Origin of the sequence: Alienimonas sp. DA493, assembly GCF_043951915.1 — a bacterium.
Taxonomy (GTDB): Bacteria; Planctomycetota; Planctomycetia; order Planctomycetales; family Planctomycetaceae; genus Alienimonas.
On sequence record NZ_JBINJD010000122.1, the window covers coordinates 1 to 14,749 of the forward strand.

Annotated in this window: 14 protein-coding genes; 6 read left to right on the forward strand and 8 right to left on the reverse strand. The window is 71.4% G+C overall.

Annotated features, from left to right (window positions below):
- Nucleotides 1-95 precede the first annotated feature (95 nt).
- Nucleotides 96-926, forward strand: a complete 831-nt coding sequence (locus tag ACG2DA_RS16610; RefSeq protein ID WP_395256913.1) for a DUF1080 domain-containing protein — start codon at nt 96-98, stop codon at nt 924-926.
- A 267-nt stretch (nt 927-1,193) separates the two neighbouring features.
- On the opposite strand, the gene ACG2DA_RS16615 is transcribed toward ACG2DA_RS16610, so the two are convergent.
- Genes ACG2DA_RS16615 through ACG2DA_RS16625 form a run of 3 tightly spaced genes read right to left on the reverse strand, consistent with a single transcriptional unit; the run spans nt 1,194 to nt 4,473 of the window.
- Nucleotides 1,194-2,939 carry a DUF1668 domain-containing protein gene (locus ACG2DA_RS16615; RefSeq protein ID WP_395256914.1) on the reverse strand — a complete coding sequence of 582 codons (1,746 nt, stop codon included), beginning with the start codon at nt 2,937-2,939 and terminating at the stop codon, nt 1,194-1,196.
- Nucleotides 2,940-2,993: 54 nt separating this feature from the next.
- A complete protein-coding gene (locus ACG2DA_RS16620; protein WP_395256915.1) occupies nt 2,994-3,473 on the reverse strand; it encodes a hypothetical protein in 480 nt (159 codons plus the stop codon).
- Between the two features lie 40 nt (nt 3,474-3,513).
- The gene (locus ACG2DA_RS16625) at nt 3,514-4,473 is read right to left on the reverse strand and encodes a DUF1559 domain-containing protein (RefSeq protein WP_395256916.1); all 960 of its coding nucleotides are present in this window, start codon (nt 4,471-4,473) and stop codon (nt 3,514-3,516) included.
- A 216-nt stretch (nt 4,474-4,689) separates the two neighbouring features.
- Between ACG2DA_RS16625 and hemP the strand changes: the two genes are divergently transcribed.
- Nucleotides 4,690-4,905 carry a hemin uptake protein HemP gene (gene hemP / locus ACG2DA_RS16630; RefSeq protein ID WP_395256917.1) on the forward strand — a complete coding sequence of 72 codons (216 nt, stop codon included), beginning with the start codon at nt 4,690-4,692 and terminating at the stop codon, nt 4,903-4,905.
- 272 nt (nt 4,906-5,177) lie between these two features.
- Here hemP and xylB read toward each other — a convergent pair whose 3' ends face one another.
- Both xylB and ACG2DA_RS16640 read right to left on the reverse strand, forming a co-directional pair.
- Entirely contained in the window at nt 5,178-6,680 is a 1,503-nt protein-coding gene (gene xylB / locus ACG2DA_RS16635; protein ID WP_395256918.1) for a xylulokinase, read from the reverse strand.
- Nucleotides 6,681-7,009: 329 nt separating this feature from the next.
- The gene (locus ACG2DA_RS16640) at nt 7,010-7,396 is read right to left on the reverse strand and encodes a carbon storage regulator (protein WP_395256919.1); all 387 of its coding nucleotides are present in this window, start codon (nt 7,394-7,396) and stop codon (nt 7,010-7,012) included.
- Between the two features lie 299 nt (nt 7,397-7,695).
- Between ACG2DA_RS16640 and ACG2DA_RS16645 the strand changes: the two genes are divergently transcribed.
- The 3 genes from ACG2DA_RS16645 (at nt 7,696) to ACG2DA_RS16655 (ending at nt 11,609) form a co-directional block, all read left to right on the forward strand.
- Entirely contained in the window at nt 7,696-8,706 is a 1,011-nt protein-coding gene (locus ACG2DA_RS16645) for an ROK family protein (RefSeq protein WP_395256920.1), read from the forward strand.
- Between the two features lie 124 nt (nt 8,707-8,830).
- A complete protein-coding gene (locus ACG2DA_RS16650; protein ID WP_395256921.1) occupies nt 8,831-10,447 on the forward strand; it encodes an exopolyphosphatase in 1,617 nt (538 codons plus the stop codon).
- Between the two features lie 166 nt (nt 10,448-10,613).
- On the forward strand, nt 10,614-11,609 hold the full coding sequence (locus ACG2DA_RS16655) for an alpha/beta hydrolase family protein (protein WP_395256922.1): 996 nt from the start codon (nt 10,614-10,616) through the stop codon (nt 11,607-11,609).
- 28 nt (nt 11,610-11,637) lie between these two features.
- Here the strand turns inward: ACG2DA_RS16655 and ACG2DA_RS16660 are convergent, their stop codons facing one another.
- The 3 genes from ACG2DA_RS16660 to ACG2DA_RS16670 all read right to left on the reverse strand — a co-directional run bounded on the left by ACG2DA_RS16660 (nt 11,638) and on the right by ACG2DA_RS16670 (nt 13,112).
- Nucleotides 11,638-12,051: a hypothetical protein gene (locus ACG2DA_RS16660; protein ID WP_395256923.1), complete on the reverse strand. Its 414-nt coding sequence runs from the start codon at nt 12,049-12,051 to the stop codon at nt 11,638-11,640.
- Between the two features lie 91 nt (nt 12,052-12,142).
- Nucleotides 12,143-12,493 (reverse strand): hypothetical protein, encoded by a 351-nt coding sequence (locus tag ACG2DA_RS16665; protein WP_395256924.1) that lies wholly within the window; start codon nt 12,491-12,493, stop codon nt 12,143-12,145.
- Nucleotides 12,494-12,515: 22 nt separating this feature from the next.
- Entirely contained in the window at nt 12,516-13,112 is a 597-nt protein-coding gene (locus tag ACG2DA_RS16670) for a nitroreductase family protein (protein ID WP_395256925.1), read from the reverse strand.
- 151 nt (nt 13,113-13,263) lie between these two features.
- On the opposite strand from ACG2DA_RS16670, the gene ACG2DA_RS16675 reads away from it, so the two are divergent.
- On the forward strand, nt 13,264-14,478 hold the full coding sequence (locus ACG2DA_RS16675) for a sialidase family protein (protein ID WP_395256926.1): 1,215 nt from the start codon (nt 13,264-13,266) through the stop codon (nt 14,476-14,478).
- Nucleotides 14,479-14,749 lie beyond the last annotated feature (271 nt).

Below are 14,749 nucleotides of genomic sequence, written 5' to 3' on the forward strand. Positions count from 1 at the left end.
CCTCGGCGTTACGAGTTCGCATTTCACGCCAATGGCGCCGGACGCGGCCGCGCCGGTACAGTCGCCGCGTCCTTTCCCGCCTCGCAGGTCGATTCATGTTCGCTCCCCGCCTCCCTCGCCGCCGGGCCCTCGCGGCCTGTTTGCTTGGCGCCGTCTACGCCCTAACGCCGTCCGTCGGGGCCGTGGCGGACGACGGGGATGCGACGACCGAGGGCAAGTGGGTCAGCCTGTTCGACGGGAAGAGCCTCGACGGGTGGACGCCCAAGATCCGCACGCACGCCGTCGGCGAGAACTACGCGAACACCTTCCGCGTCGAAGACGGCCTGCTGACGGTCTCCTACGACGGCTACGACGAGTTCAACAAGCAGTACGGCCACCTGTTCTATAAAACGCCCTACTCCCACTACCGCATGAAGCTGGACTACCGCTTCGTCGGCGAGCAGGCGAAGGGCGGCGAGGGCTGGGCCCGGCGGAACAGCGGGATCATGATCCACGGCCAAACCCCCGAGAGCATGGGCAAGGATCAGGAGTTCCCCGTCTCCATCGAGGTCCAGCTGCTCGGCGGCGACGGCCGCGGCAAGCGCCCCACCGGCAACCTCTGCACGCCGGGCACCAACGTGGTGATGGACGGCGAATTAAAGACCAATCACTGCTTCAGCTCCACCTCCGACACCTACCACGGCGACCAGTGGGTCACCGCGGAGATCGAAGTCCGCGGCGACAAAGTCATCCGCCACTTCATCAACGGCGAGAAGGTGTTTGAATACGAAGCCCCGCAGCTGGACCCCCGCGACGGCGACGCCAAAAAATTAATCGAGCAGGCCGGCGGCGAGAAGCTGCTTTCCGGCGGCACGATCTCGCTGCAGTCCGAAAGCCACCCGGTCCAGTTCCGGAATATTCAGATCAAGGAACTGCCGGCGGAGTGAGGGCCGACGGTCCCTCGTCCCCCCTCTCCCCCTTTTGGGGGAGAGGGGTCGGGGGTGAGGGGGCAACGACGCCCGGACGCTGTTGACGGTCCGCTCACTCTCTTGCAGCCCGAGGCGCAAGCCGAGGCGGGCGCGCATGGCGGGATCGCCCGGCCTCGCTTGCGCTTCGGGCTCACACTCTTTGAGCGAAAGCGGGCGAACCGTGCGTCACCCTCACCCCCGGCCCCTCTCCCTCCAAGGAGAGGGGGGGAGAACGAACTCACGCGGCTACTCGCCCACGCCCAACCGTTCGACGGCGGTGAAGCGGCCCTGTTCCATGCTGCCGCCGCCGAGGAGCAAGAGCGTCGGCTCGCCGTTTTCGCCGGGGGCCGGCAGCAGGCGGTGGAAGAAGCGGGGGAACTCCAGTTCGCCCAGGTCCTCCCAGGCGTCGGCGCCCGGCGTGAGGCGCTGGACGAGGCCGGTCAGCGTCGTGGCGTAGACGGCGCCGTCGACGGCGTAGGCGGCGCTGCCGAAGCCGTCCATCACGTCGCCGTTCAGGTCCGGGCCGCGGGTCCAGGTTCTCGTGGCGACGTCATAGATATCGACGCGGCGGGTCGGTTCGCCCTCGGGGAGCATGCCGCCGATGAAATAAATCCGGCCTTCCTCGCCGGCCTCGGGGACGGCGGCGACGGAGTTCGCCCGCCGCGGCTGCGGGGGCGTGGGCAGCGTTTTCCATCCCCAGTCCTCGGAGTCCGGGTCGGCGGTCAGGTCGGCCACCAGGCCGGTGCCGTGCCAGGCGGCGCCCTCGTCGCCGGCCATCATCCAGCCGCCCAGCACGTAAATCCTGCCGTTCATCGTGACGGCGTCGAAGCTGCTGCGGCCGCCGGGCAGTTCGGGCAGGTCCTTCCACGCGCCGGTCGCCGGGTCGTAATGGGCGACGGTGGGCATCGAGTGCAGATCGTGCTCCTCCTCCAGGGAGTTCCGGGCCGTGAAGCCGCCGATGCGGACCACGCCGCCCCCCGGGTGCGGGACGAGGGCCAGGCCCTGCAGCTTGGGACCGCCGGGCAGCTCCTCCCAGCCGGCGGCGGGGTCGTCCAGTTTGAGGCGGCGGAACGCGCCGGACTGCTCGTCGGTGGAGTATTTGTGCGGCGTGCCGGGGTGACCGCCGTAGTAATACAGGTAGCCGTCGGCCACCGCGGCGCCGAGGCTGGTCACGCCGACCGGCAGGTCCGCCCCGGGGACGGCTTCGACGGAAATTTTGTCCTCACCGGCCGCGGCCGGCTCCGGGGCGGGCTCCTTCGCGGGGGCGGCTTGGAAGTCTTCGGGGGTGAACACGGCGGTGGCGTAGCGGCGGATTTCGGAATACTTCTGCCCGTCGAACTCGCCGACGCCCGGCAGGGCGACGTTGGCCCGCACGATCAGGCGGCCGGCGTCCTCGATCTCCTCGGCGGTCAGCGTCACCACGCCGTTCGCGTCAGCGACGTAGTCCTCGCCGCCGAGGTCCCCGTAGGCGTTCACCTCGGCCCCGGCGACGGGCACGCCGGCGGCGATCACTTTCAATTTATTGCCCGGCTCCGGCACGACGGCCAGCGATTGCGTATTGAGCGCGGCGGGGCGGCCGGCGTCTTCCGGGGCGGCCTCCTTCATCGCGGCGGCGACGTAGTCTAGGAAGAACGCCTCCCCCTCGCGGTTCATCACGCCGTAGGGCAACGACAGCGTATAAACCGTGCCGGGCGGGTCGGCGGAGACGTCCGCGGTCAGCGCGCCGCCGGTCGCGGTCAGTTCCAGCGCCTCGCGGGCGCCGTCGGGCGTGTGCCGGACGACGGTTCCTTTTTGCAGGATCGGCAGGTAGCGGGGCTCGTCCTCCTCCGGGCCCTCGCCGAACGTCAGCCGCAACGTCGGGGCGTCGCCGTCGGTTTCGACGGTGAGGAAGGGGAAGTGAGCCAGCGCCGCGGCGGGGGCCAGCAGGGCCATTGCCACGGCGAGGGAGGCGGTGCGGAGCACGGTTCGAGCGGCCAAAGGGGGAGGCGTCATGGGGGAAGCGGGAGGATTCTAACGGTCGGCGGCCGCCGGGCGGCCGGGGAGCGGTCAGGGCGTGCGGGTGAGGGGGAAGTCGAGGCGGTTCTCGCCGTCGGCGGTCAATTCGCGGCGGAGCGTGCTGCGGGCGTTATATTCGGCCGGCAGCGGCTTGAGGCGGGGGGAACGGGCGGTTCGCAGCTGCGCCAGTTCCGCGGGGGAGAGTTCCGCGTCGGCGGCGGGGCGGTCCGGATCGGCGGCGACGATCTCCACCCGGTGCACGCCCGGCGCGGGACCGGCGGCGGCGGGCAGGGCGAATTCGCCCGCGGTGATCGCCCCGCTGGCCCGCGGGCCGGGGGCGCCGTCGACGGGCACGAACGTCACCGTGCCGGCCGGCAGCGGGGCGCCGTCGACCGTGACCGTGCCGCGGACCGCGACCTGCGGCGGCCGCTCGCTCCCCCCGCAACCGGCCGCCAGCACGGCGGCGAGGGCGGCGGCCAAGGCGATCGCCGCCGACGGCGCGATCCCCGCCGCCGGCGTGCGAGGGGCCACGAGCGATCCGAGCCGGCCCGCCAGTTCCCTCCGCGGCGGTTCAAATCTCATCGACCACCTCCCCGCCGTTGCGGGTGGCGAGGGCGTCCAACAGGTCGGCGTCGACGAAGTCGCCGATCAACCGCACGGAGCCGTCGCCCAGCGCGAAGTTCACCCCGGCCTGGTGATCGCTGCGAAAACTGCGGGTCCAGTTCGTGGCGGTCGCCTGATCGGCGGCCCCGTCGTCCTTCGGATTGAACCCGTACTCCGTGGTGCAGACGGTCGAGCCGGGGAACGGGTTCGCCCAATAGGTGAAGGAGTATCGCGGCGTGCCCGTGCACGGGGTCGCCGCGCCCCGGGCGGAGAACAGGTAGCTGGGCAGGTTATAGGCCGTTTCGCCGACCATCAGGGTGTTGGTCGTGCCGTCCTGAAATTTGGCGATGGAGGTGTAGACGTCGGCGCTGTCGCTGTAGACCACGGCGCCGTTCTGCCGCGGGGCCGGGCCCGGCGGGCCGTAGGCCCAGTACTGGTTATAATCCTCGGACCCCATACTCACCGCGTAGGTGCCGGGGGCGCGGCCGCCGTCTTCGCTGCAACTGGGCACCTCCCGCGGGATCGTCGCGGTGGGGCAGAGGAACGTCGGAATCTTCTGCCCGCTGACCTCCTGATTGGCGGGGTCGTTATTGGACAGGGCGAAGTCGTACAGAACGAATTCGTTGCCCTTGTCCAATTCCGGCAGGATCATCGTGAAGAAGCTCCCGCCGGACAGCGTGGGATTCGCCCCGCCCATGCTGTTGGCGGTGGGGAACCGGTTCCAGGTGCCGTGATAGTTGTGGGCGGCCAGGGCGATCTGCTTGAGGTTGTTTTTGCACTGGCTCATCCGGGCCGCCTCGCGGGCCTGCTGGACGGCCGGCAGCAGCAGGGAGACGAGGATCGCGATGATCGCGATCACCACCAGCAGTTCGATTAACGTGAAACCGGACCGGACGCCGCGGGGCGCGACGGGACGGGGGAGAGACATCAGAGGGCTTTGCGAGAGGGGGCGGAAAGGGTCCGCCGTCTCGCTCGCTGGCCGGACCCGCCGCGTCATGGGGACGTCGGGGTTCCGCGGCTCGCTGGCTGGACGGTGTGATTGAGATTGCGTCTCAACCTCAGGCGCGTCAGACTAACCGCACCCCGACCTGCGGAAAAGCCCGCGGGCGGAGTTTTCCCCGGACCCGACCGATCGGCCGCCCCGATGCCCGCTCCGCCGACGCCCGACCCCCCGGCCCCGCAGGACGGCACGCCGCCCGCACGGCCCGCCGCCCCGTCCGCCGCGGCGCCCCCGCCGCGGCCGGAGCGGGTGCGGTTCGAGGACCTCGCCGGCGGGGCGGTCGAGATCGAGGTGGAGCACGCCGGCCAGGTCTACCGCCTGCGCCGCACCCGGGCCGACAAGCTGTTGCTGACGAAGTGAGGCGAGCCGTCAGCCCTGCCGTTCTCCCCTCTCCCTTGAGGGAAAGGGACCGGGGGTGAGGGTGAGGCGTGGATCACCCGCCCCCGCTCGGAGCCCGTGAGCCCGAAGCGCAAGCGAGGCCGCGCGATCCCGCCACGCATGCCCGCCTCGGCTCGCGCCTCGGGCTGCCGATTTTGAAAGCGGACCGTTTCGAAGCGTCCGGGCGTCGCCGCCCCGGGGGCGCGCCGCCTATCGGCGACGGCGAACCGAGGGAAGCGGGTTCGGGCGTCGGGCTACTCCGCCGTCGCGGCGAAGTGCGGTTTGAGGGCCTGATACAGTTGGCCGTAGGCCGGATAGAGGGCGTCGTAGCGGGCGGCGGTCGCTTCGTCCGGCGTGATACGGTCGGTGACGGAGATCGTCGCGTCGCAGGCGGCCTCGACCGATTCGTATTCGCCGGTTCCGGCCATCGCCAGCAGGGCGGCGCCGTAGGCGGGGCCCTCGACGGCGTTCGTCACCGTGCAGGGTTCGTGATAAATATCGGCCTGCAATTGGCGCCAGAAGGGGCTCTTCGCCCCGCCGCCGCTGAGGCGGACCTCGCCGATCGGCACGCCAAGTTCTTTGATAATCTCCAAGCTGTCCCGCATGGCGTAGGTCACGCCCTCCAGCACGGCCCGGCCGAGGGCGGCCCGGTCGGTGCGGAGGTTCAGCCCCACCCAGGCGCCGCGGGCGTTGGGGTCGGCGTGAGGGGTGCGTTCGCCGGAGAGGTACGGCAGGAAATAGAGCCCCTCGCAGCCGGGGGGCACTTCTTCAGCCCGTTGGGTGATGCGGTCGAAGGCGAAATCGCCGAGGTCCATGCACAGTTGGTTGCGGAACCACTGCAAACTGCCGGCGGCGGACAGGATCACGCCCATCACGTGCCATTTGCCCGGGACGGCGTGGCAGAAGGTGTGCGCCCGGCCGGCGGGGTCGAACTGCATCTCGTCGCTGTGGGCGAAGACGACGCCGCTGGTGCCCAGGGCGGCGCTGACCACCCCGGTGCGGACGATGCCGTTGCCCACGGCGCCGGCGGCCTGGTCCCCGCCGCCGCCGACCACCGGCACGCCGGCCGGCAGCCCCATCGCCTCCGCCGCGGCGGCGGAGAGGCGGCCGGTCACCTCCTGGCTCTCGTAGACCGGCGGCAGCAGGCCGGGGTCGAGGTCCAGCTTGCCCAGCAGTTCCTCGCTCCAGCGGCGGTTCGCCACGTCCAGCAGCAGCGTGCCGCTGGCGTCGGAGACCTCCGTGGCGAACTCCCCGGTGAGGCGATAGCGAACGTAATCCTTCGGCAGCAGGACGGTCTTGAGCTGGGCGAACCGCTCCGGCTCCTCGTCCCGCAGCCAGAGGATCTTGGGGGCGGTGAACCCGGTGAGGGCCGGGTTGGCGACCATGCGGATCAGCTCCTCCCGGCCGCCGGCGGCGTCGGTGATGGCGTCGCACTGGGCGCCGGTCCGCTGGTCGTTCCAGAGCAGCGCCGGGCGGATCACCTCGCCGTTCGCGTCGAGGAACACGCTGCCGTGCATCTGGCCGGACAGGCCGATCCCCTTCACCTCCGCCGGGTCGACGGAGCCGTCGTTGACGAGCTGCCGCACGGTGGCGATCGCGGCGTCGGCCCAGTGGCGGGGGTCCTGCTCGCTCCAGCCGGGCTTGGGCGTGAGGAGGGGGTACTCCGCGGAGGCGCTGCCCAGCGTGGAGCCGTCGCCCCGCACCGCCAGCGTTTTCGTGCCGCTGGTGCCGATATCGATCCCGAGGAAGACGGACACGGGCGGACTTTCGGCTGCGAGCGACAAGCGGACGGGAACGCCCCGGCGGAAACGCCCGGACGAGAGGAACGCCCTACTCTACCCGGACCCCGCCCCGCCCCGGAACCGTGCCCGACGCCCCGCCGCGCGCACGGCGGGCCGCAATCGGCCGGGACGGGTCGCCGGACCGCGACGCAGATTCGTCGGAACCTGGCAGACGGTGCGGGGTTTTCAGGGGGCGGGGGTGCGGATTCGGGTCGGCCGCCGGCCGCCGCGAACGACGCCGGGCCGCCGTTCGCGGGGGGTCGCCGTTCGTGGGGGGGGGCGGCGGTTCGTGGGGGGGCGGCGGTTCAGCAGGCCAGCGAGGGCGTCCCGTCGCGGCCGGAGACGCGGTCCAGCAGACGGCCGGCCCGCTTCAGTTCGCTTCTCAACTCCGACAGCGCCGCGGCGCCGTCGCCGCAGGCGGCGATCGCCCGCTCCGTCGCCGACACGCGATCGGTCAGCCGGTCCAGGGCGACGCGCAGCTCCGCCAGATCGCGCGACGGTTCGGCCGCCGGGACCGCCGGCGACGCCGGCGGGGTGCGGGTTTCCTCCAGTTCGCCGCGGACGATCGCCACGTCCGACGGCGCCTCCACCCCCAGGCGGACCGTCTGACCGGAGACGGCGACGACGTGCACGGTCACGTCCTGGTTCGGCAGCCGGACCGTCTGGCCGACCTTCCGAGCGAGTACCAGCATCGGGCTCCGTCCTGCCGTTCGGCGATCAGAGGCTTGTGGGAGGGAACGGCCGGCCGAGGGAAACCCTTCCCCCGGCCTCCCGTTCCCCTTGATAGGGAATAGGGGAGTTCTCCCCATGATTACGCCCCCCGTTCAGGCGTCCACCCCGAACCCGGCAGACGGCGCCGGTTTTCCGAACCTTTACGCCCCCGCCCGCCGGGGGGCGGACGGGGGCGGCGGGTGATCCGCCGCCGGGGCGGCGGTAGACTGACGCGCCCTGCGTCGCGTCGCTTTTCCAGCCACCCCAAACCCCCGCCCCCATGGCCGATTCCGATCCCGCCCCGTCCGACGCCGCGGACGCTTCCGACGGGGTGCGGATCGGGTTCGACCTGGGCGGGACGAAGATGTACGCCTGCGCCTTCGACGCGAAGTACAAGCTGCTGGGCAAGGACCGCCGCAAGACCAAGGGGCACCTCGGCAGCGAGGCGGGCGTCGAACGCATTATCACCACGATCAACGACTGCCTGGAGGACGCCGGCGTCAAAGCCAAGCAGGTGGTGGGCATCGGCGTGGGGGCGCCGGGCGTGACGGATCTCGACAAGGGCGTGCTGCTGAACACGGCCAACCTCGGCTGGAAGAACGTGCCGCTGGCGGAGCTGCTGAGCAAAGAGTTCGACTGCCCCGTCACCCTCTGCAACGACGTGGACGCCGGGGTGTACGGCGAATGGAAATTCGGCGCCGGCAAGGAAAAACGCTGCGTGCTGGGCGTGTTCCCCGGCACCGGCATCGGCGGGGGGCTGGTTTACGAGGGGGCGATCTTCCGCGGCGCCAAGATGAGCTGCATGGAGATCGGCCACATGCCGGTCGACCCGCTCGGCCCCCGCAGCGGGCTGGGCCAGAAGGGCACGCTGGAGGCGGTCGCCAGCAAACTGGCGATCGCCGGGCAGGCCGCCCTGGCCGCCTACCGCGGCCAGGCGCCGTACCTGATGAAAAACGTCGGCACCGACCTGACGGACATCCGCAGCGGCGCCCTCTCCGACAGCGCCGAGAAGGACGAGGTCGTCAAACAGATCCTGCTCGACGCCGCGGAGACCGTCGGCACGACGGTCGGCGGGGTAATCAACCTGCTGGCCCCGGACGTGGTCGTGCTGGGCGGCGGGCTGGTCGAGGCGATGCCCAAACTGCTGGTCCCCGCGGTGAGGAAGGCCGCCGAGGCCGCCGTCATGCCCGCCTTCCGCGGCGCCTTCGAGGTCGTCCCCGCCGAGCTGGGCGACGAAGCCGCCGTGATGGGCGCCGCCGCGTGGCAGGCGCGACAGGCCGAGTCCAAATGACAAATGACGAATGACAAATGACGAATGACGAATGACGAATGACGAAGTGTGAGCGCTGGGGATTTCGTCATTCGACATTCCTCATTCGTCATTGAGAGCCGCCTTCACCCCTCCGCCTTCCGCCTTGTCCAGCCCCGCCCCGCCGCTGCCCGTCGCCGTCATCGACGTGGGCGCGACCGCCATGCGGCTGGCCCTCGCGGAGGTCGCCGCCGACGGCTCCGTCCGCCCGCTGGAGCACCTCACCCGGGCGGTGAACCTCGGCAAGGACGTCTTCACCGACGGCGCCATCTCCCCCGCGACGATGGAGTCCTGCGTCGCCGTGCTGCGGGACTACCGGCGGGTGCTTGAACAGTACGACCTCTCCCCCGGCGGGCGCGGGCTGTCCGGCGGCGGGGCCGGCGGGGCGGAGGCCGGCGGCGGGCGGTTGCGGGTCGTCGCCACCAGCGCCGTCCGGGAGGCCACCAACCGCCTCACCTTCCTCGACCGCATCTTCGCCGCCACCGGCGTCGAGATCGAACCGATCGACGAGGCGGAGACGACCCGCGTCACCTACCTCGGCGTGCTGCCCTACCTCCAGGCCGACCCGGCCCTGCACGAGGCGACCGCCGCGGTCGCGGAGGTCGGCGGGGGCACCACGGACCTGCTGGCGATCCGCCAGGGGGACGTGCGGTTCTCCCAGAGCTACCGCGTCGGCGCCCTGCGGATGCGGGAGGCGGTCCGGGCCGCCGCCGGCGCCAGCCCCCGGCATCTGTGGGAACGCCAGGCCGAACGGGCCGCCCGCCGCATGGCCGCCGACCTGCCGGAGGACGCCTCCGCCCTGGTCGCCCTCGGGGCCGACGTCCGCTTCGCCGCCACCCACCTGATGCCCGCCCAACCCGGCGCCGGGGAGGAGCCCGAGGCCGGCCCGGACGCCGCCGCCCAACGGTTGCCGCTGTCATTGCTCCGGGAGTTCCTCGACGACGCCTTCGCCCGCACCGAGGACGAACTGGCCCGGCTGTATCACCTCCCCTTCGAGCAGGCCGAAACCCTCCGCCCGGCGCTGCTGGTCAACCTGCGGCTCGCCGAGGCGTTGGGGCTCGAGGAGATGGTCGTCGCCGAGGTGCACCTGCGGGACGGCCTGATCCGCGACACCGCCGCCCGCGGCGACTGGACCGACCGGGCCGCCGCCCAGGCGGTTCAATCCGCCTTCCATCTGGGCCGCCGCTACCGGGTGGACGGGGACCACGCCCGGCAGGTGGCCCGCCTCGCGGACCGGTTGTTCGAGCAACTCGCCGACCGCCACCGCCTCGACGCCCGCCACGGCCGCTTCCTGACCCTCGCGGCGCTGCTGCACGAGGTCGGCCTGTTCGTGGGCACGACGGGCTATCACAAGCACTCGATGTACCTCATCGCCAACAGCGATTTATTCGGGGTGAGTCGGCGGGACCTGAGCGTCATCGGCCTGGTGGCCCGCTACCACCGCCGGGCCAGCCCGAAGGCGACGCACACCCCCTTCACCCAGATGGACCGCCCGGAGCGCGTCGCCGTCGCCAAGCTCGCGGCGATCTTAAGACTGGCGAAGGCCTTGGACGAAAGCCGCAGCGGCCGGGTCAAGGACGTGACGGCCCGCGTGGACGGCGACCGATTAATTCTCACCGCCCCCGGCGTGGACGACCTCAGTCTGGAGCGCCTCGCCGTGAAGCAGTCCGGCCCGCTGTTCCGCGAGATCTACGGCCTGCGGGTCTTATTACGCGGCGGCTGAGCCGTTCGCCGACTCACCCGGAGCGTCAGCGAGGGCGTCGGCCGCAGGCCGACGTGCTGCGCACGCCGGGGCCCTCGCTGACGCGTCGGGTTGGTCTTGAAACCCGCCGGCGGCGCTCGGGGTTGAGAGGGGCGTCCCCTGTCGCCGTCCGCCCCCGGGTCTCGTCATGCTGCCGTCTCCCCTCCTCGCCGCGTTCCTCTGCCTCTGGGCGGAGCCCCCGGCGGAGCAGCCGGCCTACGACCCGCTGTCCGTGCCGGAGGGATTCGCGGCGCAGCCGCTCGACCTGACGGTTCACGACGCCGCCCGCGACCGCGAGATCCCGCTCCGCGTGCGGCTGCCGCAATCCGAGGAGCCGGCCCCGGTCCTGCTGTTCAGCCACGGGCTCGGCGGCAGCAGGGAGGGGGGCAGCTACCTTGCCGAGCATTGGGCCGCCCGCGGGTACGTCGTCGTCAACCTGCAACACCCCGGCAGCGACGAGGCCGTGTGGAAGGACGTCCGCCTCGGCGGTCGCATGGCCGCGATGAAGCGGGCCGCCTCCGCCGGCAACCTGCTGGCGCGGGTCGCCGACGTGCGGGCGACGCTCGATCAATTCGAAACCTGGAATCAAGAAGCGGGTCATCCGCTGCACGGCCGGCTGGATTTGACCCGCGTCGGCATGAGCGGGCACTCCTTCGGCGCCGTGACCACGCAGCACGTCGCCGGGCAGTCCCTCGGCCGTCGGGGCCCGCGGGGGTTGGACCCGCGGATCGACGCCGCCGTCGCCCTCAGCCCCAGCGTGCCGAGCCGCGGCGACGCGGCGGAGGCGTTCGGCCGGGTGGCGATTCCCTGGCTGCTGATGACCGGCACGAAGGACGACGGTGCCGGCGTCTCCATGCAAACCCCCGAAAGCCGCCGACAGGTCTTTCCGAACCTGCCCCCGACGATCGACCGCTATCAATTAGTGCTCAAGGACGCCGAGCATCACGCCTTCGGCGACGTCCGCGGCTTCGGCGTCCGCCCCCGCAATCCGAACCACCACCGGGCGATCCTGGCCCTCAGCGCCGCCTTCTGGGACGCCCACCTGCGGGCCGACCCCGCCGCCAAAGCCTGGCTGCACGGCGACGGGGCGAAATCGGTTCTCGAAGCGGGCGACGAATGGGACGCCCGGCCGGCGGGGAAATAACCCCGGGGGCGACAGCGTCCCGGACGCTTCAAGCGTCCGGGACGCTCGGTTCACGGTCCGCCCGCGGCGCCTCCCGCCCGACCCACCACACCCAGGCGATCAACACGCCCTGCAACGGCAACCGGGCCCACAGGGCCCACGTCGGCGTCGCCCGGCCGAGGTCGGTGCGGTGCGGGTTCACGACCATCTCGATATGCACCCAGAGGTAGCCGATCAGCATTGCGATCAGCCCCCACCTCGCCGCCGTCCGCAACCGCGGCACGAGCAGCCCGACTCCGCCGAGGATCTCCGCCGCCCCGGCGACGAGGTTCCAAACCCCCGGCCCCGGCAGGATCGGCGGCACGAGCGGCAGATAAATGTGCGGATTGAAAAAGTGATTCAACCCCGCCCCCACCAACGCCGCCGACAACGACCAACGGGCGGCGGTGCGCAGGCGGAGCATAGAAGCGGAATAAATAGAAATCAGTGCGAGCTTGACCGACCAACCCGAAGCGTCAGCGAGGGCCGGATGCGTCCCTCGCTGACGCTTCGGGTTAATTTGAGGCCGGGCTGAGCGTCTGGGGTATTCGCTCCGCTCCTGTCCCAGCCGTCCGGTCACCAATCTCAGCGTCGTCGTCCGCCGCGGGGACGTCGGCGTATTCGTCCAACCCGGGGTCGTCCCACACGTCCGCCAAGGCGTCGGCGGCGACTTGATAACCCGCGGGCGACGCGAATCCGCCGTCGCGCTCCTCCCCCCGATTTGCGGCGGCGGCCCGCAACGACTGGTACGCCGCGGCCGGCAGGATGACGTATTTGCGGTGCGTGGCGGCGTCCTCGACCTCCACCGGAGCGTCCGCGGAGGCGGCGAGGGCGTCCCGCAGTTCGTCGGTGAGGTGCGCGGTCATGGGGAAAGTCTAACCGAACTGCTCAGAAGGCGAACGGGCCTTCGCAGACGATCTCCCCGACCGGTTTGCGGCCGGAGGGCTCCTCCCGTTCGCGCAGCTCCTCCGGCAGATCGGCCGGGTCGCCGTGGCGGCCGACGGCGAACATCGCCTCCACCGCGAAATCCTCCGGCACGTTCAATTCGCGGCGGGCTTTGTCGAAGTCGAACCCGGCCATGCCGTGGACGACCAATCCCATCGCCGCCCCCTGCAGGGACAGATTCTGATAGGCCAGGCCGGAGTCGAAGGTGTGCACCGGGTTCGGCTTGCCGTTCCGCGTGAACGTCTTCTTGGACAGCACGACCCCCAGCACGGCCGCCTTCCCGCACCACGCCTGATTCGGCTCGGCCAGCAGCCCGAAGAAGGCGTCCCAGTGCGGCGTCTGGCGCCGGGCGTAGAGGAACCGCCATTCCTGTTCGTTATAGGTGCTCGGCGCCCACCGGGCGGCCTCGAACAGCCGCATCAATTCCTCCTCCGCCAACGCCTCCCCGCTCATCGCCCGCGGCGACCAGCGTTGGAGGAACAGCGGCTCGACCGGACGATCCGCCTCGCGGACGGACAGGGCGTTCGGCAACTCCGACACGGGGACGCTCCGGGGAAACGGGGGGCGGGGACGCTTACCGTACCGCGCCCGCCGGCGGGCGACACCGCCCCGGGCGTCGCCTTGTTCCGCTGACGGCGGGCGATTACGGTCCCCCGGCAGACTCATCAACGATCTTTGACGGGACGATCCGATGCACCGCCAGTCGCAACGGACCACGGGCTGGGAGCGTCGTCGGTGGCTGCAGGGGCTGGCCGCCACAACGGTCGGACTGGGAGTCGGTCGACGAGCCGCCGCGGCGGAGGACGAAGCAGGGGAGGAGAACGCCGCGGAGAACGAAGCGACGGCGACCGTGCTCTCGACGCGAACCATCGGCCCGCAGCCGGACCGCTACGCCGGTTGGCCGACGCTCGCCCGGCGGTCGAACGGGGACCTGGTCCTCGCGTTTTCCGGGGGGCGGGAGGCGCACGTCTGTCCGTTCGGCCGGGTGGACTGGATGGTCTCCCGCGACGACGGGGCGACCTGGAGCTGGCCGCGTACGCTGCTCGATTCGGCGACGGACGACCGGGACGCCGGCGTGCTCGAAACCTCCCGCGGGACTCTGCTCGTCACCACCTTCACCTCCGACGCCTGGGAGCCGATCCTCGAGCGGGCGGAGACCGCCGACGCCTGGCCGGAGGGAAAACGGGCCCGCTGGCAGGCCGCCCGCCGGCGCTTGTCCGAGACGGATCGGCAGGCGGAACTCGGCTGTTGGATGATCCGCTCCACGGACGGGGGCCGTTCCTGGTCGTCGCGGTCCCGCACGCCCGTCAACGCGCCGCACGGGCCGATCGAACTGGCCGACGGCCGGCTGCTGTACGCCGGCGTGCAGTTATGGCAGTCCCCCCGCCGCGTCGGCGTCGCCCAGTCGACGGACGACGGCCTCACCTGGGAATGGCTCGCCGAGATCCCCGCCCGATCGGGCGACGACCCCAAGAACTATCACGAACTGCACGCCGTCGAAGCCCCCGACGGCCGACTGGTCGCTCACATTCGCAGCCACACCACCGCCACCGAGCGGGAGACGCTGCAAACGCACTCGGACGACGGCGGCCGCACCTGGGCGACGCCGTACAGTATCGACGTGCGGGGCTACCCGTCGCATTTATTGAAGTTGCGGGACGGGCGGTTGCTGACGACCTACGGCTATCGGCTCCGGCCGATGGGCAATCGCGCCCGCGTCAGCGCCGACGGCGGCCGGACCTGGTCCGCCCCGCTGACGATCTCCGCCGATTCGCCGACGACCGACGTGGGCTACCCCTCCACGGTGGAACTCGGCGACGGCACGCTGCTGACCGTCTGGTACGAACGCCCCGCCGACGCCCCCGCCGCCGTCCTCCGCCAGGCCCACTGGCGCCTGGACGGCTAAGCGGGGCCGGGCGCCGCCGCCCGGCCGCCCTCGCTGACGCGTCGGGTTCTTGATGAAGCGTTTTTAGTGAGCCCGAAGCGCAAGCGAGGCGGAACGGCTCCGCCCCTCGCTGGCGCTTCGGGCTCACAGGCACCGCGACGGCGGGCGGAAGACCGTACTCAAACTGCCCGGGTGGCTGGGGCAGGAGCCGCGCGAGCCGAAGGCGAGCGAGCGGATGCCCCAGAACGAGCGGCGGTCGAACGCTCTCCTTCGGGAGTCACCGGTTCTGGGG